We start from the raw sequence: 20,689 nt of genomic DNA, 5'->3' as shown, positions 1-20,689 counted from the left end.
AAGCTCGCTCCTACAGTGATGGGTGTAAGGCACGCAAAAGGGCCGTTATCTTATAGCAAAACGGCGGCCAAGGGCCGCCGTTTAGTGCATTGCGTGACTTTTTACGCCGCCGGTGCGGCCTCGGGCGCCGCCGAAGGTTTGGGCAGCGACGACAAGAACGCCATGATCAGCGCCGCCACATACGGCAGCGACTGCACCAGCAACATCACCACCCAGAAGCGAATGTCGTTGCTCGGCAGGCCTTGCACCAGGTAGATCCCCAGCGCCGCGCCCCACAGCAGCAGCATGATGAACATTTCTTCGCGGGCTTCGGAAATCGCCACCCAGAAGCCGTGGTTATCCGCGTTTTTCGGTGTGCGAAAGAACGGAATACTGCTGGTGAAGAAGCCGTACAACACCGCCTTGGCGATGGTGTGAGACAACGCCAACCCGGCCAGCGCCGCGCAGAACGCATCTTTCAAGTTCACACCTACCGCACGGCGGTAGAGGAAAATGATCTTGCCGACTTTGAACACAAACAACGCCAACGGCGGGATCGCGAAAATCAGCAACGGCGGGTCGACCCGGGTTGGCACGATGATCATCGCCGCGGACCACAACAGGGCGCCGACGGTAAAGAAGATGTTCATGCCATCGGCCACCCACGGCAACCAGCCCGCGAGGAAGTGATAGCGCTGGCCGCGGGTCAGCTCGGTGTCCTTGCCACGTATCAGGCTGGCGGTGTGGCGCTTGATGATCTGGATCGCGCCATACGCCCAGCGGAAACGCTGTTTCTTGAAGTCGATAAAGGTATCCGGCATCAAACCCTTGCCGTAGCTGTCGTGGTAGTACGCCGCCGACAAGCCTTTTTCGAACACGCGCAGGCCCAGTTCGGCGTCTTCACAGATGCACCAGTCGGCCCAGCCCAGCTCTTCGAGCACCGAGCGGCGGGTCATGGTCATGGTGCCGTGCTGGATGATCGCGTCGCGGTCGTTACGGGTGACCATGCCGATATGGAAGAAGCCTTTGTATTCGGCGTAGCAGAGCTTCTTGAAGGTGCTTTCGTTCTGGTCGCGGTAATCCTGAGGCGACTGCACCACGGCGATTTTCGGGTCGGCGAAGTGCGGCACCATGTGCTTGAGCCAGTTCGGTGATACGCAGTAGTCCGAGTCGATCACCGCGATCACTTCGGCATCCTTGGCGGTGTGCGGGATCAGGTAGTTCAGCGCACCGCCCTTGAAACCGGCCAGGGGCGCGACGTGGAAGAACTTGAAGCGCGGGCCCAAGGTTTCGCAGTAGTCGCGCACCGGCTCCCACACCGCCGGGTCCTTGGTGTTGTTGTCGATGATCAGGACTTCGTAGTCCGGATAATCGAGGGCGGCCAGGGCGTCGAGGGTCTGTTTGACCATTTCCGGTGGCTCGTTGTAGCACGGCACATGGATCGACACTTTTGGGCGGTAGTCCGAGTCGCCTTCCACGGGCAGGAATTCACGCCGACGCTTGTGGGTCCACACTGCTTCTGCCAGTTCGTGGGCTTCGGTCAGCAACACGATAAACACGCCCAGGGCGCCGAGTGCCAGCAACACGCCCACTGTCACGCTGAACCAAGTGCTGTATTGCTGGCTGTAGTCGTAGCCGATCCACACCAGCACCGACCCGCACAGAAACGCAATAAAGGTCAGGAAGGTACGACCCCGCTGGCGCAGGGCCGAGCCATCGATCATCAACAGGGTCAGGGACAGCAGCGCAAGCACCACCGAACCAATGGCCAGTACCCGCCATTGCGGAATCGCCACCACCGGGCCGTCAAAATTGAATTTCTGCTGGCGCGCAGCGTTGAATACACCCCAATACGCACCCGCCGACCCCTCGTCGCTGACCTTCCACGGCTGGTCGAAGGCCTCGATCACGAAGTAGTTGTAACCCTGGCGGTTGAGCTTGTTTACCAGCGTACGCAGGTAAATCGCCTGGTCGGCCGGCGACGATTCATTGCCACCGCGCATACGGCCATTGCTCGGCCAGCCCACTTCCGACAGCAGCAGGGGTTTTTTCGGGAAGGCTTTCTTCAAATCCTTGGCGCGGTCGAGGACGTACTGGCCGGCCTTGTCCATCGGGATGTATTCCCAGAACGGCAGGATGTGCGCGGCGATCAGGTCGACGTGCTTGGCCAGTTGCGGGTTCTTTTCCCAGATGTGCCATTGCTCGGAGGTGGTCACCGGCACCTTCACGGCGGCGCGCACGCGGTCGAGCAGTACGATCAGGGCTTCGGGGGTGATTTCTTCCCGGAACAACGCTTCGTTACCCACCACTACGCGTACGACACTGCGCGAGGTGTTGGCGATCTCGATAGCGCGCTGGATCTCCCGCTCGTTACGTTCCAGGTCCGGGCTGATCCAGATCCCCAGGGTCACGCGCAGGCCGAACTCTTCGGCCAGCTTGGGAATATCCCCCAGGGGGCCGTCCACCGAGTAGGTACGGATGTTGTCCGTCAGCTTGCTCATGATCGCAAGGTCCTGACGCATCTGTTCGTCGGTAGGGTACTGGTCTTTCTGCGGGTACTGGCCTTGCTGGAACGGCGAGTAGGAAAAACCGGAGATCTGATCGGGCCAGTTGGGAGCGGTGACCGGGCGGTTGATCAGCGCCCAGAAACCGGTGAACAGCGCGGCAATTGCCAGCACCACCACCAGGTTGAGTCCAAATTTACGCGATGCCATGGTTATGTCGGGTTCCAAAGGGTGCGGAACGAAAGAGGTGTCGGCCTACGCCGAACGGCGCGCATCCTACACCGGCCCTTCCCTGAGCGTACAGCAGACAGAGAAAAGCCGGACGTTAGTCTGCGAAAGTCCGCTTAAGTTCTTTACTTGTAGCTGCAAGCGTCGAACTTGTCGCGGCGTAGCCCTATAATGCGCGCCGGTTTTTGGGGTAATGATGATGAGTACAGAAGATCCGCGGTTTGCAGGCGTCGCCCGCTTGTACGGCCTTGAGGGCCTGGAGCGCTTGAAAGCCGCCCATGTGGCGATTGTCGGCGTCGGCGGCGTAGGTTCCTGGGCGGCGGAAGCGATTGCCCGTTGTGGGGTGGGCGAGATTTCGCTGTTTGACCTGGACGATGTCTGCGTCAGCAACAGCAACCGCCAGTTGCATGCCCTGGACAGCACCGTGGGCAAGCCCAAGGTCGAAGTGATGGCCGAGCGCCTGCGCGGTATCAATCCTGAGTGCACCGTGCACGCGGTTGCAGATTTCGTCACCCGCGACACCATGGCCGAGTACATCACCCCGACTATCGACTGCGTGATCGACTGCATCGACGCGGTCAACGCCAAGGCGGCGCTGATTGCCTGGTGCAAGCGCCGCAAGATCCAGATCATCACCACTGGCGGTGCCGGCGGGCAGATTGACCCCACGCTGATCCAGGTGTGCGACCTGAACCGCACCTTCAATGACCCGCTGGCCTCGAAAGTGCGCTCTACCTTGCGCCGCGATTATGGCTTCTCGCGTACCGTGACCCGCCACTACAGCGTGCCGTGTGTGTTTTCCACCGAGCAGCTGCGCTATCCCAAGCCTGATGGCAGTATCTGTTTGCAGAAGAGTTTTGTCGGTGATGGTGTGAAGCTGGACTGCGCGGGAGGGTTTGGCGCGGTGATGATGGTCACGGCCACGTTCGGCATGGTGGCGGCGACCAAGGCGGTCGATAAGATTGTGGCGGGAGTGCGTCGTCCCTCAGAACGCATCAAGCCGACCTAGATCTCACCACTCGACAGAGATCCAAACTGTGGGAGCTGGCTTGCCTGCGATGGCGGCCCGCCAGCCAACGCATCTCTATCTGACACCCCCGCGATCCAAATGTGGGAGCTGGCTTGCCTGCGATGACGGCCTCCCAGCCGACATCTATCCACCTGACACCCCACAATCCAACTGTGGGAGCGGGCTTGCTCGCGAAGGCGGTTTGGCAGTCAACACAGTTGGATTGGGTACATATCCATTGCTGCGGTAACGGCCACTTAGGGTTCCGCCCTGACGGCGGCTCACTTTTGAAAAGCGCAAAAGTAAGCAAAACGCTCTTGCCCCACCACTCGGCACCTCGCTTAGGCTCGGTGTGCCCGAACACAGGCTTGAATCCGTGGGCCGCCGCCACGCGCCATCCATGGCGCGGGGCGGCTAACCCGGCGTCCTGCCGGGTTACCCACGAATTCAAGCCTGCGTTCGGCCAGCGTGGTTTAACGGGGCGCCTGAGATCAAGATCACAAGCAGATCAAGATCAAGAGCGGCTCGCTTCGCATCGTGGTTACCCGGTTACCTATGGCCATCGCAGGTAAGCCAGCTTCCACATTATTTCTATGTACGCGTCAGGTCTCGCATGCGTTGCAGTACGGCATTCAAACCATTACTGCGCGACGGCGATAGCTGGCGCGACAAGCCCAGTTGATTAAACCAGTCAGGCAGGTCAACCGCGTGCAATTCATCTGCCGACAACCCATTGACCCGCGCCAGCAGCAACGCCACCAACCCACGAATCATCCGCGCCTCGCTGCTCGCAGCAAACTGCCAATGGCCGTCCTGCAAACGCCCCACCAGCCACACCAGGCTTTCGCAACCGTGCACCAGGTTGGCGTCGACCTTTTCCTCATCAGCCAGGGCGGGCAAGCGTTCACCCCATTGCATCAGCATCCGCGCGCGCTGTTCCCAACTGCCTACGGCCTGGAAAGCTTCCAGTGCGGCGTGTGCCTCCAGCGGCAAGCTCATCGCAGCATGTCCAGCGCCTGGTCCAGCGCTTCAAAAAAGCGCTCCAGGTCGTCGGAATCGTTGTAGAGCGCCAGGGACACCCGGATTGCGCCTGACAGATTCATCGCCTTCAACAGCGGCATTGCGCAGTGATGACCGGCACGTACGGCAATGCCTTGCTCGGTCAGCAGGTGGGCGAGGTCGGCGTTGTGCACGCCCTCTACCACAAAACTCACCAGCGCCACCTGCGGCGAGCCCAGCACGCGCACGCCATTGCGTGCCTTAAGCCCACGCAGCAGGTAGTCATGCAGGGCGGCTTCGTGGGCGATTACCGCCGAAGCATCCAGCGAGCTCAGGTAATCCAGGCTCGCGCCCAGGCCGATCACGCTGGCAATCGGTGGAGTGCCGGCTTCGAAACCCAGTGGTGCAGGACGAAAGCTGGCGCTGTGGTAGTCGGCCTGTTGCACCATCTCGCCGCCGAACTGCCAGTGGCGCAGGTGATGCAGCGCTTCATTACGGCCATACAGCACGCCCACACCGTCCGGGCCGTAGAGTTTGTGGCTGGAAAATACGTAGAAGTCGCAGCCCAGGGCCTGCACGTCGTGGCGGCCATGGACGATGCCTTGGGCGCCGTCCACCACCGTGAGGGCACCGTGTGCCTGGGCCAGCGTCAGCAAGGCTTGCAGCGGCTGCCAGGCACCGAGCACATTGGACAACTGGCTCACCGCCAGCAGGCGTGTGCGTGGGCCAATCAAGCTGGCGGCGGCGTCCAGGTCGATCACGCCGTCAGCGTCCAGAGGCAAGACCACCAGCGTGAGTGCGCGGCGTTTGGCCAATTGCTGCCAGGGCAGCAAGTTGGCGTGGTGTTCCAGGGCGCTGATGGCAATCTCATCGCCCGCATTGAATAAGTGCTCCAGGCCATAGGCCAGGAGGTTCAGCGCAGAGGTTGCGCCGTGGGTAAACACGACCTGCCCGCTGTCACCTGCGTTCAACCACTGCGCGACCTTGCTGCGGCTGTCTTCAAAGGCCTGGGTCGCATGGGCCCCAGGCAAATGCTGGGCACGGTGCACATTGGCTGCGCCATTGGCGTAGTAATGACTGATGGCATCCAGCAGGGCTTGGGGTTTTTGCGTGGTGGCGGCGCTGTCCAGATAGGTCTGGTCTTGCCGTTGCAGGGTGGCGATGGCCGGGAAGTCGGCGCGCCAGGGGGAGGGCACAAGCATGGTGATCAAGACTCGTATAAGCGAGCCGCCCCGAAGATGCGGCTCGCTAGTGGCATCGAGTGGCTGCTTAGTTGTGAGCGTGCAGCGCTTCGTTCAGTTCGATGGCCGATTTGTGGGTTTTGCACTCCACGGCACCGGTCTCGGAGTTACGACGGAACAGCAGGTCTGGCTGGCCAGCCAACTCGCGTGCCTTGACCACCTTGACCAGTTGGTTCTGCTCATCCAGCAGGGCAACCTTGGTGCCGGCGGTGATGTACAGGCCCGACTCCACGGTGTTGCGGTCGCCCAATGGGATACCGGTACCGGCGTTGGCGCCGATCAGGCAGCCTTCGCCCACCTTGATCACGATATTGCCGCCGCCCGACAGGGTGCCCATGGTGGAGCAACCGCCGCCCAGGTCCGAGCCCTTGCCGACGAATACGCCCGCCGAGACGCGGCCTTCGATCATGCCCGGGCCTTCGGTGCCGGCGTTGAAGTTGACGAAACCTTCGTGCATCACGGTGGTGCCTTCGCCCACGTACGCGCCCAGGCGGATACGTGCCGCGTCAGCGATACGCACGCCAGCCGGTACGACGTAGTCGGTCATTTTCGGGAATTTGTCCACCGAGAACACTTCCAGCAGGTCGCCACGCAGGCGCGCTTCCAGTTGGCGCTCGGCCAGCTCGTTGATGTCGATGGCGCCCTGGCTGGTCCAGGCCACGTTCGGCAACTGCGGGAACACACCGGCCAGGCTCAGGCCGTGGGGCTTGACCAGGCGATGGGACAACAGGTGCAGCTTGAGGTAAGCCTCAGGCGTGGAGGTCAGTGCGGCGTCTTCGGCCAGCAGGGTCGCGACCAGCGGCGTGTGGCTTTCAGCCAGGCGGCTGAGCAGAGCGGCCTGGGCGGTATCGACGCCTTTGAGCGCGTCGGCCAGTTGCAGGGCCTGGCTCACGGTGAAGGTGATCGCCTGGTTGCCTTCGGTGTAACCGAGGATCGGTGCGATGGCGGCAACGATTTCAGCCGACGGGTTGAGCAAGGGTTGTGCGTAAAACACTTCCAGCCAAGCACCTTGGCGGTTCTGAGTGCCGACGCCGAAGCCCAGGCTGAACAGGGAATTGGACATGCTGTTACCTCTACAAAAATGGAAGGCTGGCCTACTTGAGAGCCGCCGAATAACTATCTGGCTTGAAGCCAATCAGGGTTCTGTCACCGAGATCGAGCACTGGGCGCTTGATCATCGAGGGTTGTGCGAGCATCAATTCAATGGCTTTCGACTGATCGAGATCGGCTTTGCGTTCGTCTTCGAGTTTGCGAAAGGTGGTGCCCGCACGGTTCAAAACCACCTGCCAACCGTGCTCATTGCACCATTGGGTCAAGTGTTCGCGGTCGATACCGGCCGTTTTGTAGTCATGGAACTCATAACTCACCCCGTGCTCATCGAGCCAGGTGCGCGCCTTTTTCATGGTGTCGCAGGCTTTAATGCCGAAAAGGTGCAAGGTTTTGCTTGAAGCACTCAAGGAATTGCCCCCCTTTGGACCTATGAAAATGAAAGATCGAGGATTATGCCACGACCAGCGGGTTTCGGCGCCGCTCGTCAACAGCGTGCGACTTTTGTGCAAAAGCCGGTGCGCAGCCTAGGCGAGTAACATAGCCAGGTAATATGGCACTTCAACGGCCAGTTGTTGCCTGATGTGTCGTTGCAAGTCGATTGTCCGGGAAACCCGCGTTATGCAAACCGCCTACACCGTTCTTATCCTGCTGATGCTGGTCAGCTTTTCGCGCCTGGTCGGGCGCATCATCCCACTGCCGTTGCCCCTGGTGCAGATCGCCGCCGGCGCCTTGCTGGCGTGGCCTACGTTGGGGCTGCATGTGGCGCTGGACCCGGAGCTGTTCCTGTTTCTGTTCCTGCCGCCGCTGCTGTTTTCCGATGGTTGGCGCATGCCCAAGCGCGAGTTGTGGCGCCTGCGTGGCCCGATCCTGACGTTGGCGGTGGGGCTGGTGCTGTTTACCGTGGTGGGCGCCGGCTATTTCATTCATTGGTTATTGCCAACCATTCCGTTACCGGTGGCCTTCGCCCTGGCGGCGGTTTTGTCACCGACGGACGCCGTGGCGGTGTCGGCCATTTCCCAGAACCGCTTGCCCAAGCCGCTGATGCACATGCTCCAAGGCGAAGCCTTGATGAATGACGCGTCGGGCCTGGTGACGTTCAAATTTGCCCTGGCCGCAGCGTTGACCGGGGTCTTTTCCCTGGCGGATGCCAGCCTGACGTTCGTGTTGGTGGCGGTGGGTGGGCTGGCGATAGGCGTGGCGTTGAGCTGGCTGGTCGGCCGCCTGCGCGCCTGGATGATCGCGCGCGGCTGGGATGACCCGGCGACCCATGTGGTGTTCATGTTGTTGCTGCCTTTTGCTGCGTACGTACTGGCTGAGCGCCTGGGCGCGTCCGGCATCCTCTCGGCGGTGGCAGCGGGCATGATGCAAAGCTGGCTCGACTTGCTGCCGCGCCAGACCAGCACGCGCTTGCTCAACCGCAGCGTATGGTCGTTACTGGAGTTTGCCTTCAACGGCTTGATCTTCCTGCTGCTCGGCCTGCAACTGCCAGACATCATCAAGGCCGTGGTCAGCCATGAAACTACGCTGTGGCCCACCTTGATGTATCGCTGCCTGGATGTGGTGGCGATCTTCCTGGTGCTGGTGGTATTGCGCTTTATCTGGGTGCAAAGCATCTGGCGGCTGTCGGGGTTGCTGCGCCGTCTGCGAGGCAAAAGCGCATTGACCCTGGTGCCGACGGCCCGCTCCTGCTGGTTGTTGACCGTCGGCGGTGTACGCGGTGCGGTGACGTTGGCGGGCGTCATGTCGGTGCCCTTGTTGCTGGCGCCGGGCCAGGATTTTCCCGAGCGTGACCTGCTGATCTTTATCGCTGCCGGGGTGATCCTGCTGTCGCTGGTCGCGGCCTGCATCGCGTTGCCGTTACTGCTGCGTGGCGTCGAAAAAGGCCCGGATGAAAAACGCCACAACGAAGTGCGCGAGGCCTGGAAAAAGACCGCCGTAGCGGCGATCCATGCGTTGGAGGCCCAGGAGCCCGCCGAAGCCGAAACCCCGGATGCCGCTCAAGCGGCACTGGCCACCGAGCTCAAGGCGCGGCTGATGGCGGAGTATCGTCACCAGTTGGACGTGTTCAATGACTCGGCCGAAGCCCAGGCGCTGGCGCTGCAGATGGACCAGTTGGAGCGCAAGCTGCGGCTCAAGGCCCTGCGTGCGCAGCGGTTGGAGTTGTACAGCTTGAGCCGTCATCACCAGATCGGTGATGACGTGTTGAGGGAGGTGTTGGCGGAGTTGGATATGAGCGAGGCGAATTTGGGTCACATGAAGTGACCCATCAGCCCTTAACGGCGACGCTGGATAAAGTCGCGAATCCGCTCAGCCGCTTCCACACACTCGGCCAGCGGTGCAACCAACGCCAGGCGCACGCGCCCCGCGCCAGGGTTGAAACCGTCCACCTCCCGCGACAGGTACGAGCCCGGCACCACTGTCACATGTTCTTCCACGAACAAATCCCGGCAAAAAGCAGCGTCGTCACCTTGCACATTCGGCCACAGGTAAAAGCCGCCGTCGGGGCTTTGCACGTCCAGCACCGGCTTGAGGATCGCCAGCACGGCGTCGAACTTTTCACGGTACAGGTCGCGGTTGGCCAGTACGTGGGCTTCGTCCTGCCAAGCGGCGATGCTGGCCAGCTGGGTTTGCACGGGCATCGCGCAGCCGTGGTAGGTGCGGTACAGCAAAAAGGCCTTGAGGATCTCGGCGTCGCCGGCCACAAAGCCTGAGCGCAGGCCTGGCAGGTTGGAGCGCTTGGACAGGCTGTGGAACACCACGCAACGCTTGAAGTCCTGGCGGCCCAGCTCGACGCAGGCGCTGAGCAGGCCCGGCGGCGGGGTTTGCTCGTCGAAGTACAGCTCGCTGTAGCACTCGTCGGCGGCGATGACGAAGTCGTATTCATCGGCCAGGGCGATGAGTTTTTTCAGGGTGTCCACCGGGATCAGTGCGCCGGTCGGGTTGCCGGGGGAGCACAGGAACAGGATCTGGCAACGTTTCCAGATATCCGGGGAGACGGCATCGAAGTCCGGGTTGAAGCCATTACTGTCCAGGCACGGCAGGTAATGCGGCTTGGCCCCGGCCAGGAACGCAGCGCCTTCATAGATCTGGTAGAACGGGTTGGGGCTCACCACCAGCGCGTCGTCGCCACGGTTGACCACGGTCTGGGTGAAGGCAAACAGCGCCTCGCGCGTACCGTTGACCGGCAGGATGTTGCGCGCCGGGTCCAGCCAGCCCTCGGGCACGTTGAAGCGGCGTTCGCACCAGGCGCCGATGGCTTCGCGCAGTGCCGGGATACCCAAGGTGGTGGGGTACACCGCCATTTGATCGAGGTTATTGCTCAAGGCCTCGGCAACGAAGGCCGGTGACTTGTGCTTGGGCTCGCCGATGGACAGGGCGATCGGGCGTTTGTCCGGGTTCGGCGTCACGCTGCCGAGCAGGGCGCGCAGTTTCTCGAAGGGGTAGGGCTGCAACTGGTTAAGGGCGTTGTTCATTGCAAATCTCGTTCAATTCGTATGTGGGCATGCGGCCTGCCGGGCAAAGCAGAGCCAAGTGTGGGAGCGGGCTTGCTCGCGAAAGCGGCGTGTCAGTCGATGCAGCTGCAGCAGGTACACCGCTTTCGCGAGCAAGCCCGCTCCCACAGGTAATCGGTATTTTCAGATTGTTAGCCGCGTCAGCTCGACGCCGGGCTCCTGGCTCACGCTCAATTGCTCCACGATCGCCGCTTGCAAACGCAGGCACAGCTCCGGGTCGGACAGTGGCTGGTTGTCGGCGTCGGTGATAAAGAACACGTCTTCCACGCGCTCGCCCAGGGTCGCAATCTTGGCGTTCTGCAACGACAGGTCGAACTCCAGGAAAATCCCGCCGATGCGTGCCAGCAGGCCCGGGCGATCCGGTGCGCTGAGTTCCAGCACCGTCACTGGTCGCTGGGCGTCGTTGGAAATGGTCACCTGGGGCGCAAAGGCAAAGTGCTTGAGCTGGCGCGGCACCCGGCGCTGGATGATGGTGGGGTAGTCGTCGGGGTTGCGCAGGGCTTCGGTGAGGCCCTCGCGGATCTTTTTCACCCGCGCCGGGTTGTCGCCAATCGAGTCACCGTCGGTGTCGAGCACGATGTAGGTGTCGAGGGTGAACTGGCTGCTGGAGGTGATGACCCGGGCGTCATGGATGTTCAGGTTGAGCTGGTCCATGGCCGCCACGGTCACGGCGAAGAAGTCGTGCTGGTCGGGCGCGTAGATGAAGATCTGCGTGCCGCCTTCGAATTCGCGCTGGGTGGTTTCCTTGATCAAGACCAGTGGGCCGCCATCGGCGGGCTGCTGCAGGATCGCGTCACTGTGCCAGGCCACGTCGCCGGCGGTGTGGCGCAGGAAGTAATCGTCACCCAGTTGCGACCACAGTTGCTCGACGTCGTCCGGGTCATTACCGCCGCGCACCAGGATATCCAGGGCTGCGCTTTGGGTGCGGCGGATCTGTTCTTCGCGGTCCACCGGGTTCTCCAGGCCACGGCGCAGGGCGCGCTTGGTCTCGGTGTACAGTTGGCGCAACAGGCTGGCGCGCCAGGAGTTCCACAGCGTCGGGTTGGTAGCGTTGATGTCGGAAACGGTCAGCACGTACAGGTAATCCAGACGGGTCTCATCGCCGACGATGCCGGCAAAGTCGTGGATCACCTGTGGGTCGGACAAGTCTTTGCGCTGGGCCGTGGTCGACATCACCAGGTGGTTCTGCACCAGCCAGACAATCAGACGGCTGTCCCACAGCGGCAGCTGGTGGCGCTGGCAGAAGGCTTCGGCATCCACCGCGCCGATCTCCGAGTGGTCGCCATGCCGGCCCTTGCCGATGTCGTGATACAGGCCGGCCAGGTAAATCAGCTCGGGCTTGGGCAGCTTGGCCATCAGCTTACTGGCCAGCGGGAATTTCTCTGACACTTGGGTGTACTGCAACTTACGCAGGTGTTTGATCAGGTTCAGGGTGTGGGCATCGACGGTGTAGATGTGGAACAGGTCGTGCTGCATCTGCCCGACGATAAAACCGAACTCCGGCAGGTAGCGCCCGAGAATGCCGTAACGGTTCATGCGTCGCAGGTTGCGGTGGATGCCGATGCGGCACTTGAACAGCTCGATAAACAGGCTGGTATTGCGGATATCGTTGCGAAAGTCGTCATCGATCAGGTGACGGTTTTCCCGCAGCAGGCGGATGGTGTCGGCGCGCACGCCTTTGATTTCCGGCTGCTGGGCCATCAACACGAAGATTTCCAGCATGGCGAACGGCGTGCGGCGGAACACGTTGTCGTTGCGCGCTTCGATATAGCCGTCGTGCAGTTGGAAGCGCGCGTTGATCGGCTGCGGCGGCGCTTCGTCTTCCGGGGCCAGGATTACTTCTTCGAAGTGCTGGATGATCAAGTCGCTGAGCTGGGCGATGCTCATGACCACCCGGTAGTACTGCTGCATAAAGCTTTCGATGCTGGTCTTCGCATCTTCGCCCTCAAAGCCCAGCAGGGTGGCGATAGAGCGCTGGTGATCGAACAGCAGGCGGTCTTCGGAGCGCCCGGCCAGCATGTGCAGGGCGTAGCGCACCTTCCACAAAAATTCTTGGGACGAGGCCAGCAGGGTGTTTTCACTCTCCACCAGGAAACCTTCGCCGGCCAGGGCGCGCAGGTTCAGCGTGCCGTATTGACGGCGCGCCACCCACAAGATTGTCTGGATATCCCGCAGCCCACCGGGTGAGCCTTTGACGTTGGGTTCCAGGTTGTATTCGGTGTCGTTGTACTTGTGGTGCCGGGCTTTTTGCTCGGCGCGCTTGGCCAGGAAAAAGTCTTTGCTTGGCCACATGTGTGCGGTACTGGTGACTTCGAGCATGCGCTGGCGCAGGCGCTCCGGGCCACAGATGGTGCGGCTTTCCATCAGGTTGGTGACCACCGTCAGATCGGCACGGGCCTCTTCGGCGCATTCGTCCACCGAGCGTACGCTCTGGCCGACTTCCAGGCCGATGTCCCACAGCAACGTCAGAAAGCGCTCGATGGAATCGCGAAAGATCTCGTGATCGGCCTGGTCCAGCAGGATCAGCAGGTCGATGTCGGAGTAGGGGTGCAGTTCGCCGCGACCGTAGCCGCCGACCGCCACCAGGGCGATATCGGCGTCGAAACTCCAATTGAACTGCTCCCAGGCCTTTTGCAGGATGTTATCGACGAACCAGGCGCGGTCTTCGATCAGGCGGCGAATATCCCGGCCGCTGCGAAAGCGCGCATCGAGCACCTCGCGGGCTTGGCGGATGGCCTTCTTGAAGGCGGCGATGGGGCTTGCCTTCAGTGCCAGCTCGGCCTGGAATTGGCCACGGTCGAAGAGTTCGGGATCCACCTGGGGCATCGTTCGGCTTTCCTTTCTATCTATCAGTCAGTCACAACACGTTGCGGGAAAACCTGGGCGACCTTCAGGCAGAAACGCGTGGGATGGTGTCGTCAGCGCGCAGGGTGAAGATCTCGTAGCCGGTGTCGGTGACCAGCAGGGTGTGCTCCCACTGGGCCGAGAGCTTGCGGTCCTTGGTGATGGCGGTCCAGCCGTCGCCCAGCACCTTGGTGTCGGCCTTACCTTGGTTGATCATCGGTTCGATGGTGAACGTCATGCCGGCCTTGAGTTCCATGCCGGTGCCGGCGCGGCCGTAATGCAGAATCTGCGGCTCTTCGTGGAACACCTTGCCGATACCGTGGCCGCAGAACTCGCGCACCACCGAGAAGCCGTTCTTTTCCGCGTGCTTCTGGATCACTTCACCGATGTCACCCAGGCGGCAGCCGGGCTTGACGATCTCGATGGCCTTGTACATGCATTCCTGGGTGACCTGGGACAGGCGCTCGGCCCACACTGGTACATTACCGACGTGGAACATGCGGCTGGTGTCGCCGTGGTAACCATCCTTGATCACCGTGACGTCGATGTTCAGGGTGTCGCCGTCTTTCAGTGGCTTGTCACCGGGAATGCCATGGCAGACCACGTGGTTGATCGAGGTGCAGATCGACTTGGGGAAGCCTTTGTAATTCAGCGGGGCAGGGATGGCTTTTTGCACGTCGACTATATAGTCGTGGCAAATGCGGTCCAGCGCTTCGGTGGTGACGCCGGGCTTGACGTGTTCGGCGATCATTTCCAGCACGTCGGCAGCCAGTTTGCCGGCAACGCGCATGCCTGCGATGTCTTCGGCGGTTTTCAAGGTAACGGTCATACAGGCTCTCTCTAGCGCGACGCGCTGAAATCAATACGGTTCACGGGGAGCGCGACAAAGGGGTACAGCATTCGCGCAAGTCCCAAAAAACGCGATTCTAACAGACGATGCTGGCAAATCATGCGCATCTGCTGATCGCTTCTCTCTATGAGGTAGAGGCATGTTGGCTGTATTCAAGGGCTTACGCAAAGACGACGACCGGCAAGTGTGATTGCGGGTTTCGTTTTTGCCGATGCTGTGGTATAAAATGCGCCGCTTTCCGGGGATACCCCGCAAAGCTTAAATCCACACACGTGTCGACACGATGACCTGGGTGCCGGAGGCCTTGATGCCGCTGGTTGGTCATTGGGATACGTGGAGGCCAAACCCGACTTATTAAGGAACTATCATGTCCCAAGTCAACATGCGCGATATGCTGAAGGCCGGTGTGCACTTCGGTCACCAGACCCGTTACTGGAACCCGAAAATGGGTAAGTACATTTTCGGCGCGCGTAACAAGATTCACATTATCAACCTTGAAAAAACCCTGCCAATGTTCAACGAAGCGCTGACTTTCGTAGAGCGTCTGGCCCAGGGCAAAAACAAGATCCTGTTCGTCGGCACCAAGCGTTCCGCTGGCAAGATCGTTGCTGAAGAAGCAGCACGTTGCGGTTCGCCGTACGTCGACCACCGCTGGTTGGGCGGCATGCTGACCAACTTCAAAACCATCCGTGCTTCCATCAAGCGTCTGCGTGACCTTGAAGTGCAAGCCGAAGACGGTACTTTCGCCAAGCTGACCAAGAAAGAAGCGCTGATGCGCTCCCGTGACCTGGAAAAGCTCGATCGTTCCCTGGGTGGTATCAAGGACATGGGCGGTCTGCCTGACGCACTGTTCGTTATCGACGTTGATCACGAGCGCATCGCGATCACCGAAGCCAACAAGCTGGGCATCCCGGTTATCGGCGTAGTCGATACCAACAGCAGCCCGGAAGGCGTTGACTACATCATCCCAGGCAACGATGACGCAATCCGCGCTATCCAGCTGTACATGGGTTCGATGGCTGACGCTGTAATCCGTGGTCGCAACCACGTTGCTGGTGGTACCGAGCAGTTCGTTGAAGAAGCTCCGGTAGCTGCCGCTGAGTAATTGACGCCCTGGCGTTGACTCAGTAAGCAAAAAGGGGGCTTGGCCCCCTTTTTGCCACCTCGAAAACCATTTGTCGGCAGCGCAGCTACATCATTTGTAACGTGCAGCGGCCTACAACGGAGATTCGGGAAGAATTGATCGCCCGTTTGATCGGGTGGAATGGTTGAAAACCTATCCAAGAGGATTTTGAAATGGCAGAGATTACTGCAGCGTTGGTTAAAGAACTGCGTGAGCGTACCGGCGAAGGCATGATGGATTGCAAAAAGGCCTTGACCAAGGCCGGCGGCGACATCGAAAAAGCCATTGATGACATGCGTGCTTCCGGCGCCATCAAGGCTGCCAAGAAAGCAGGCAACGTGGCTGCTGAAGGCGCTATCGCTCTGAAAGAAGACGGCAAATCCGCCGTTCTGCTGGAAGTGAACTCCCAGACCGACTTCCTGGCTCTGCAGGACGACTTCAAGGCATTCGTAGCTGCCAGCGTTGAAAAAGCGTTCGCCGAGAAAATGACTGACGCCGCTCCGCTGATCGAAGCTCAAGAAGCTGATCGCCTGGTACTGGTCGGCAAGGTTGGCGAAAACGTCAACATCCGTCGCCTGGTTCGCGTTGAAGGTGATGTGGTTGGTGGTTACCTGCACGGCAACAAGATCGGTGTTGCAGTTGTTCTCAAAGGCGGCGACGTTGAGCTGGCTAAAGACATCGCAATGCACGTTGCTGCAAGCAACCCTGAGTTCCTGCTGCCTTCGGAAGTGTCTGCCGACGCAATCGAACGTGAAAAAGCTGTGTTCCTGAGCCTCAACGCCGACAAGATCGCCGGCAAGCCAGAGAACATCGTTGAAAACATGATCAAAGGCCGCATCAGCAAGTTCCTGGCTGAAGCAAGCCTGGTTGAGCAGGCGTTCGTCAAGAACCCTGAAATCAAGGTTGGCGAACTGGCCAAGAAAGCCGGTGCTGAAATCGTTTCCTTCACTTACTTCAAAGTAGGCGAAGGCATCGAGAAGCCGGTCGACAACTTCGCTGAAGAAGTTGCTGCCCAGCTGGCTGCCGCCAAGCAATAAGACAGTTCCAAACTGTCGCCGAAAGAGGCTGCCCGCTCACGCGCGCAGCCTCTTTTCAAATGGGAAGGCCAATTTTATTTGGTTTCCTCTCGGAACTGGCTTACAAAGCCGTGTTCCGATGGCGCTGTGACAGCGTCCAGCTAGAGTGAACGCAAGCCGTAAACGGTTCGCCAAGAATTTTTTAAAAAATACGCCGCAGGAGAGATTCGCAATGGCTCAGCAGGGCAGTGGTTATCAGGCTCGCTATAAACGCATTCTACTCAAGCTCAGCGGCGAGGCCCTGATGGGCTCGGAAGAGTTCGGGATCGACCCCAAGGTGCTTGACCGCATGGCGCTGGAAGTCGGCCAGTTGGTCGGTATCGGCGTGCAGGTCGGCCTGGTGATTGGTGGTGGCAACCTGTTCCGCGGTGCGGCGCTGAGTGCTGCCGGTATGGACCGGGTTACCGGCGACCACATGGGCATGCTGGCCACTGTGATGAACGCCCTGGCCATGCGCGACGCCCTGGAGCGTGCCAACATCTCGGCCATCGTGATGTCGGCTATTTCCATGGTTGGCGTGACCGATCACTATGATCGCCGCAAAGCCATGCGCCACCTCAACTCCAAGGAAGTGGTGATCTTTGCCGCCGGCACCGGTAACCCGTTCTTCACCACCGACTCGGCCGCATGCCTGCGTGCCATCGAAATCGATGCCGACGTGGTGCTGAAGGCGACCAAGGTGGATGGCGTATACACTGCAGACCCATTCAAAGACCCGCATGCCGAGAAGTTCGATCATCTGACTTACGATGAAGTACTGGATCGCAAGCTGGGTGTCATGGACCTGACCGCTATCTGCCTGTGCCGCGACCACAAGATGCCGCTGCGCGTATTTAACATGAACAAGCCCGGCGCCCTGCTGAATATCGTACACGGCGGCGCAGAAGGGACTCTGATCGAGGAAGGCCAACAATGATCAACGAAATCAAGAAAGACGCCCAGGCGCGTATGCAAAAATCCCTGGAATCCTTGAGCCACGCCTTTGGCCAGATCCGTACTGGCAAGGCCCACCCAAGCATCCTGGGCAGCGTGATGGTGCCTTACTACGGTTCTGACACCCCGCTGAGCGGTGTGGCCAACGTGACCGTGAAGGACTCGCGTACCCTGCAAGTTGTTGCCTTCGAGCGCAACATGCTCGCTGCCGTCGACAAAGCTATCCAGAGCGCTGGCCTGAACCTCAACCCGACCAACCTGGGCGAGTTGCTGCTGATCTCCATGCCTGCCCTGACCGAAGAAACCCGCAAGGGCTTCACCAAGCAGGCGCGCAGTGCCGCTGAAGATGCGCGCGTTGCCGTGCGTAACATCCGCCGCGATGCGTTGGGCGACCTGAAGAAGCTGGTCAAGGACAAGGAAATCAGCGAAGACGAAGAGCGCCGTGCCGTCGCTGATATCGACAAGCTGACCAAGGACGCCGAAGCCCAGATCACCAAGGCGACCGAAGAAAAAGAAAAGGACCTGATGGCCGTATAAGGGGTCAGGACGCCTTCATGGAAAAGACCAAGCAGACTGTGCCCTCCGTGGTGCCGCGCCATGTCGCGATCATCATGGATGGGAATAATCGCTGGGCGAAAAAACGCTTTATGCCGGGTGTTGCCGGGCATAAAGCGGGTGTTGACGCGGTAAGGGCGGTGATTGAGGTGTGCGCCGAGGCCAAGGTCGAAGTGCTGACCTTGTTCGCGTTCTCCAGTGAGAACTGGCAGCGGCCCGCCGATGAGGTCAGTGCCTTGATGGACCTGTTCTTCAAGGCTCTGCGTCGTGAGGCCAAGCGCCTCAACGACAACAACATCAGTCTGCGCATCATTGGTGATCGCTCGCGGTTCCATCCGGAACTGCAAACGGCCATGCGCGAAGCTGAGGCCATCACTGCCGGCAGTAACCGTTTTGTGTTGCAGATCGCAGCCAACTACGGCGGCCAGTGGGATATCGCCCAGGCTGCGCAGCGGCTGGCCCGCGAAGTGCAGGCCGGCCATTTGCGCCCGGACGACATCACGCCCGAACTGTTGCAAACCTGCCTGGTGACCGGCGACCTTCCGTTGCCGGACTTGTGCATTCGTACCGGTGGCGAGCATCGCATCAGCAACTTCCTGCTGTGGCAGCTGGCCTACACCGAGCTGTATTTCTCCGACCTGTTCTGGCCGGACTTCAAACACGATGCCATGCGTAATGCGCTGGCCGATTTCGCTTCCCGTCAGCGTCGCTTCGGTAAAACGAGCGAGCAGATCGAAGCTGGAGCCCGGGTTTAAATGCTTAAACAACGAATCATCACGGCGCTGATCCTGCTGCCGATTGCCTTGTGCGGTTTTTTCCTGCTCGACGGTTCCGGCTTTGCGCTGTTCATCGGCCTGGTCGTGAGCCTTGGGGCGTGGGAGTGGGCGCGCCTGGCAGGCTTCGTCAACCAGTTGCCGCGTATGGTCTACGCCGCCGTGGTCGCGCTGTTGTTGTTCTTCATGTACATCCTGCCGGATATCGCGCCTTGGGTACTGGGTGCGGCAGTGTTGTGGTGGGCGTTGGCGACATTCCTGGTGCTCACCTATCCGCGCACCAGTGGCCAATGGTCCAGTGTGGCCTGCAAGCTGGTGATTGGCCTGGCAATCCTGTTGCCGGCCTGGCAAGGGTTGGTGGAGATCAAGCGTTACCCGCTGGGCAACGAATTGATCCTGGCTGTGATGGTATTGGTGTGGGGGGCTGATATTGGCGCCTACTTCTCGGGCCGAGCCTTTGGCAAGCGCAAGCTGGCCCCGGCCGTCAGCCCAGGCAAGAGCTGGGAAGGCGTATACGGCGGTCTGGCCTTGACGCTGCTGATCACGCTGGTGGTCGGTGTGGTGCGCGACTGGTCGGTAAAGGAAGTGCTCCTGGCCTTGCTGGGTACGGCTATCGTCGTGTTCATCTCGGTGGTGGGCGACCTGACAGAGAGCATGTTCAAGCGCCAGGCTGGCATCAAGGACAGCAGTAACCTGCTGCCAGGTCATGGCGGTGTGCTTGACCGTATCGACAGCCTTACCGCTGCGCTACCGATCTTTGCCGTGCTGTTGTGGATGATCGCTTCGTGAGCCGCCTGCAGCAGGTTACGGTGCTGGGCGCGACCGGCTCGGTCGGGCTCAGTACCTTGGATGTCATTGCGCGTCACCCCGATCGCTATCAGGTTTTCGCCCTGACCGGCTTCACGCGTTTGCGCGAGCTGCTGGCCTTGTGTGTGCGTCACTCGCCGCGCTTTGCCGTGGTGCCAGAGGCGGCTGCGGCTCGCAGTCTGCAGGATGATCTGCGGGCTGCCGGGTTGGCCACTCAGGTGTTGGTAGGCGAGGCGGGGTTATGCCAGGTCTCGGCCGATGCGGACGTGGATACCGTGGTGGCGGCGATTGTCGGTGCGGCGGGTTTGCGTCCGACCTTGGCGGCGGTCGATGCAGGCAAGAAAATTCTGCTGGCCAATAAAGAAGCCTTGGTCATGTCCGGTGCTCTCTTTATGCAAGCGGTGCGCAAGAGCGGCGCGGTGTTGCTGCCTCTGGACAGCGAGCACAACGCAATCTTCCAGTGCATGCCCGGTGATTTTGCCCGCGGCTTGAGTCAGGTCGGCGTGCGTCGGATTCTGCTGACGGCATCGGGCGGACCCTTCCGCCAGACTCCGTCGGCCGAGCTGGAACATGTATCTCCCGATCAGGCGTGCGCCCACCCGAACTGGTCCATGGGGCGCAAAATCTCGGTGGATTCGGCGAGCATGATGAACAAGGGCTTGGAGTTGATCGAGGCCTGCTGGTTGTTCGATGCGCGGCCGGACCAGGTTGAGGTGGTGATTCACCCACAAAGTGTGATCCATTCCCTGGTCGATTACGTGGATGGTTCGGTGTTGGCGCAGTTGGGTAACCCGGACATGCGCACACCGATCGCCAACGCCTTGGCGTGGCCGGAGCGCATTGATTCCGGCGTAGCACCGTTGGACTTGTTTGCAATTGCGCGCCTGGACTTCGAAGCTCCGGACGAGCAGCGTTTCCCGTGTTTGCGCCTGGCGCGACAAGCGGCCGAGGCGGGTAACAGCGCCCCGGCGATGCTCAATGCGGCCAATGAAGTGGCCGTAGCGGCGTTTCTTGAACGGCGCATCCGCTTTCCGCAGATCGCGAGTATCATCGAGGACGTTCTGGCGCTTGAACCAGTGGTCGCGGTAAATGACCTGGAGGCGGTGTTCGAGGCTGACACCAAGGCCCGAGCCCTGGCCGGGCAATGGTTGGATCGCAACGCGGGTTAGGCTGCGGGCAGGTTTGAGTCTTCAGGCATTGGATTGA

17 protein-coding genes are annotated in these 20,689 nt (G+C 60.5%); 9 read left to right on the top strand and 8 right to left on the bottom strand.

Going from position 1 to position 20,689, the window contains the following annotated elements:
- Window positions 1-101 precede the first annotated feature (101 nt).
- A complete protein-coding gene (locus PSH76_RS21360; protein WP_003189139.1) occupies window positions 102-2,693 on the bottom strand; it encodes a glycosyltransferase in 2,592 nt (863 codons plus the stop codon).
- A gap of 217 nt (window positions 2,694-2,910) precedes the next feature.
- On the opposite strand from PSH76_RS21360, the gene tcdA reads away from it, so the two are divergent.
- Window positions 2,911-3,720 carry a tRNA cyclic N6-threonylcarbamoyladenosine(37) synthase TcdA gene (gene tcdA, locus PSH76_RS21355; protein WP_370874601.1) on the top strand — a complete coding sequence of 270 codons (810 nt, stop codon included), beginning with the start codon at window positions 2,911-2,913 and terminating at the stop codon, window positions 3,718-3,720.
- A 591-nt stretch (window positions 3,721-4,311) separates the two neighbouring features.
- Here the strand turns inward: tcdA and PSH76_RS21350 are convergent.
- The 4 genes from PSH76_RS21350 to PSH76_RS21335 all read right to left on the bottom strand — a co-directional run bounded on the left by PSH76_RS21350 (window position 4,312) and on the right by PSH76_RS21335 (window position 7,363).
- Window positions 4,312-4,719 (bottom strand): SufE family protein, encoded by a 408-nt coding sequence (locus PSH76_RS21350; RefSeq protein WP_032893204.1) that lies wholly within the window; start codon window positions 4,717-4,719, stop codon window positions 4,312-4,314.
- Window positions 4,716-5,921 carry an aminotransferase class V-fold PLP-dependent enzyme gene (locus tag PSH76_RS21345; protein ID WP_305492876.1) on the bottom strand — a complete coding sequence of 402 codons (1,206 nt, stop codon included), beginning with the start codon at window positions 5,919-5,921 and terminating at the stop codon, window positions 4,716-4,718. Before PSH76_RS21345 ends, PSH76_RS21350 begins: the two co-directional genes overlap by 4 nt.
- Window positions 5,922-5,988: 67 nt before the next feature.
- Window positions 5,989-7,023, bottom strand: a complete 1,035-nt coding sequence (gene dapD / locus PSH76_RS21340) for a 2,3,4,5-tetrahydropyridine-2,6-dicarboxylate N-succinyltransferase (protein WP_032893202.1) — start codon at window positions 7,021-7,023, stop codon at window positions 5,989-5,991.
- A gap of 31 nt (window positions 7,024-7,054) precedes the next feature.
- Window positions 7,055-7,363: an arsenate reductase gene (locus tag PSH76_RS21335; RefSeq protein WP_229999207.1), complete on the bottom strand. Its 309-nt coding sequence runs from the start codon at window positions 7,361-7,363 to the stop codon at window positions 7,055-7,057.
- A gap of 265 nt (window positions 7,364-7,628) precedes the next feature.
- Between PSH76_RS21335 and PSH76_RS21330 the strand changes: the two genes are divergently transcribed.
- Window positions 7,629-9,272 (top strand): Na+/H+ antiporter, encoded by a 1,644-nt coding sequence (locus PSH76_RS21330; protein WP_047712734.1) that lies wholly within the window; start codon window positions 7,629-7,631, stop codon window positions 9,270-9,272.
- 11 nt (window positions 9,273-9,283) lie between these two features.
- Here PSH76_RS21330 and dapC read toward each other — a convergent pair whose 3' ends face one another.
- The 3 genes from dapC to map all read right to left on the bottom strand — a co-directional run bounded on the left by dapC (window position 9,284) and on the right by map (window position 14,195).
- Window positions 9,284-10,483 (bottom strand): succinyldiaminopimelate transaminase, encoded by a 1,200-nt coding sequence (dapC, locus tag PSH76_RS21325; protein ID WP_305492875.1) that lies wholly within the window; start codon window positions 10,481-10,483, stop codon window positions 9,284-9,286.
- 162 nt (window positions 10,484-10,645) lie between these two features.
- Window positions 10,646-13,348 (bottom strand): [protein-PII] uridylyltransferase, encoded by a 2,703-nt coding sequence (locus tag PSH76_RS21320; protein WP_305492874.1) that lies wholly within the window; start codon window positions 13,346-13,348, stop codon window positions 10,646-10,648.
- A 64-nt stretch (window positions 13,349-13,412) separates the two neighbouring features.
- Complete coding sequence (gene map, locus PSH76_RS21315) at window positions 13,413-14,195, bottom strand: type I methionyl aminopeptidase (protein WP_003189156.1); 783 nt, start codon at window positions 14,193-14,195, stop codon at window positions 13,413-13,415.
- Between the two features lie 388 nt (window positions 14,196-14,583).
- Between map and rpsB the strand changes: the two genes are divergently transcribed.
- From rpsB to ispC, 7 genes are all read left to right on the top strand, one after another.
- On the top strand, window positions 14,584-15,321 hold the full coding sequence (gene rpsB / locus PSH76_RS21310; RefSeq protein WP_003189158.1) for a 30S ribosomal protein S2: 738 nt from the start codon (window positions 14,584-14,586) through the stop codon (window positions 15,319-15,321).
- 191 nt (window positions 15,322-15,512) lie between these two features.
- On the top strand, window positions 15,513-16,376 hold the full coding sequence (tsf, locus tag PSH76_RS21305; protein ID WP_003189160.1) for a translation elongation factor Ts: 864 nt from the start codon (window positions 15,513-15,515) through the stop codon (window positions 16,374-16,376).
- A 211-nt stretch (window positions 16,377-16,587) separates the two neighbouring features.
- On the top strand, window positions 16,588-17,331 hold the full coding sequence (gene pyrH, locus PSH76_RS21300) for a UMP kinase (RefSeq protein ID WP_003189161.1): 744 nt from the start codon (window positions 16,588-16,590) through the stop codon (window positions 17,329-17,331).
- Complete coding sequence (gene frr, locus PSH76_RS21295; protein WP_003189163.1) at window positions 17,328-17,885, top strand: ribosome recycling factor; 558 nt, start codon at window positions 17,328-17,330, stop codon at window positions 17,883-17,885. The genes pyrH and frr overlap by 4 nt, the downstream gene beginning before the upstream one ends.
- Before the next feature lie 17 nt (window positions 17,886-17,902).
- The gene (uppS, locus tag PSH76_RS21290) at window positions 17,903-18,658 is read left to right on the top strand and encodes a polyprenyl diphosphate synthase (protein ID WP_003189167.1); all 756 of its coding nucleotides are present in this window, start codon (window positions 17,903-17,905) and stop codon (window positions 18,656-18,658) included.
- Window positions 18,659-19,465 (top strand): phosphatidate cytidylyltransferase, encoded by an 807-nt coding sequence (locus PSH76_RS21285; protein WP_305492873.1) that lies wholly within the window; start codon window positions 18,659-18,661, stop codon window positions 19,463-19,465.
- Window positions 19,462-20,652, top strand: coding sequence for a 1-deoxy-D-xylulose-5-phosphate reductoisomerase (ispC, locus tag PSH76_RS21280; protein ID WP_032893185.1), 1,191 nt, complete (start codon window positions 19,462-19,464; stop codon window positions 20,650-20,652). The genes PSH76_RS21285 and ispC overlap by 4 nt, the downstream gene beginning before the upstream one ends.
- Window positions 20,653-20,689 lie beyond the last annotated feature (37 nt).

The sequence above is a fragment of the Pseudomonas sp. FP215 genome (assembly GCF_030687795.1).
GTDB lineage: Bacteria > Pseudomonadota > Gammaproteobacteria > Pseudomonadales > Pseudomonadaceae > Aquipseudomonas > Aquipseudomonas salmasensis.
Note: the sequence above shows the minus strand (reverse complement) of the source record. Positions and strands in the feature narration are given on the sequence as shown.

Coding starts and splice junctions, on each gene's coding strand:
- PSH76_RS21360 (WP_003189139.1), bottom strand. CDS start 2,693: ATGGCATCGCGTAAATTTGGACTCAACCTGGTGGTGGTGCTGGCAATT.
- tcdA (WP_370874601.1), top strand. CDS start 2,911: ATGAGTACAGAAGATCCGCGGTTTGCAGGCGTCGCCCGCTTGTACGGC.
- PSH76_RS21350 (WP_032893204.1), bottom strand. CDS start 4,719: ATGAGCTTGCCGCTGGAGGCACACGCCGCACTGGAAGCTTTCCAGGCC.
- PSH76_RS21345 (WP_305492876.1), bottom strand. CDS start 5,921: ATGCTTGTGCCCTCCCCCTGGCGCGCCGACTTCCCGGCCATCGCCACC.
- dapD (WP_032893202.1), bottom strand. CDS start 7,023: ATGTCCAATTCCCTGTTCAGCCTGGGCTTCGGCGTCGGCACTCAGAAC.
- PSH76_RS21335 (WP_229999207.1), bottom strand. CDS start 7,363: ATGAAAAAGGCGCGCACCTGGCTCGATGAGCACGGGGTGAGTTATGAG.
- PSH76_RS21330 (WP_047712734.1), top strand. CDS start 7,629: ATGCAAACCGCCTACACCGTTCTTATCCTGCTGATGCTGGTCAGCTTT.
- dapC (WP_305492875.1), bottom strand. CDS start 10,483: ATGAACAACGCCCTTAACCAGTTGCAGCCCTACCCCTTCGAGAAACTG.
- PSH76_RS21320 (WP_305492874.1), bottom strand. CDS start 13,348: ATGCCCCAGGTGGATCCCGAACTCTTCGACCGTGGCCAATTCCAGGCC.
- map (WP_003189156.1), bottom strand. CDS start 14,195: ATGACCGTTACCTTGAAAACCGCCGAAGACATCGCAGGCATGCGCGTT.
- rpsB (WP_003189158.1), top strand. CDS start 14,584: ATGTCCCAAGTCAACATGCGCGATATGCTGAAGGCCGGTGTGCACTTC.
- tsf (WP_003189160.1), top strand. CDS start 15,513: ATGGCAGAGATTACTGCAGCGTTGGTTAAAGAACTGCGTGAGCGTACC.
- pyrH (WP_003189161.1), top strand. CDS start 16,588: ATGGCTCAGCAGGGCAGTGGTTATCAGGCTCGCTATAAACGCATTCTA.
- frr (WP_003189163.1), top strand. CDS start 17,328: ATGATCAACGAAATCAAGAAAGACGCCCAGGCGCGTATGCAAAAATCC.
- uppS (WP_003189167.1), top strand. CDS start 17,903: ATGGAAAAGACCAAGCAGACTGTGCCCTCCGTGGTGCCGCGCCATGTC.
- PSH76_RS21285 (WP_305492873.1), top strand. CDS start 18,659: ATGCTTAAACAACGAATCATCACGGCGCTGATCCTGCTGCCGATTGCC.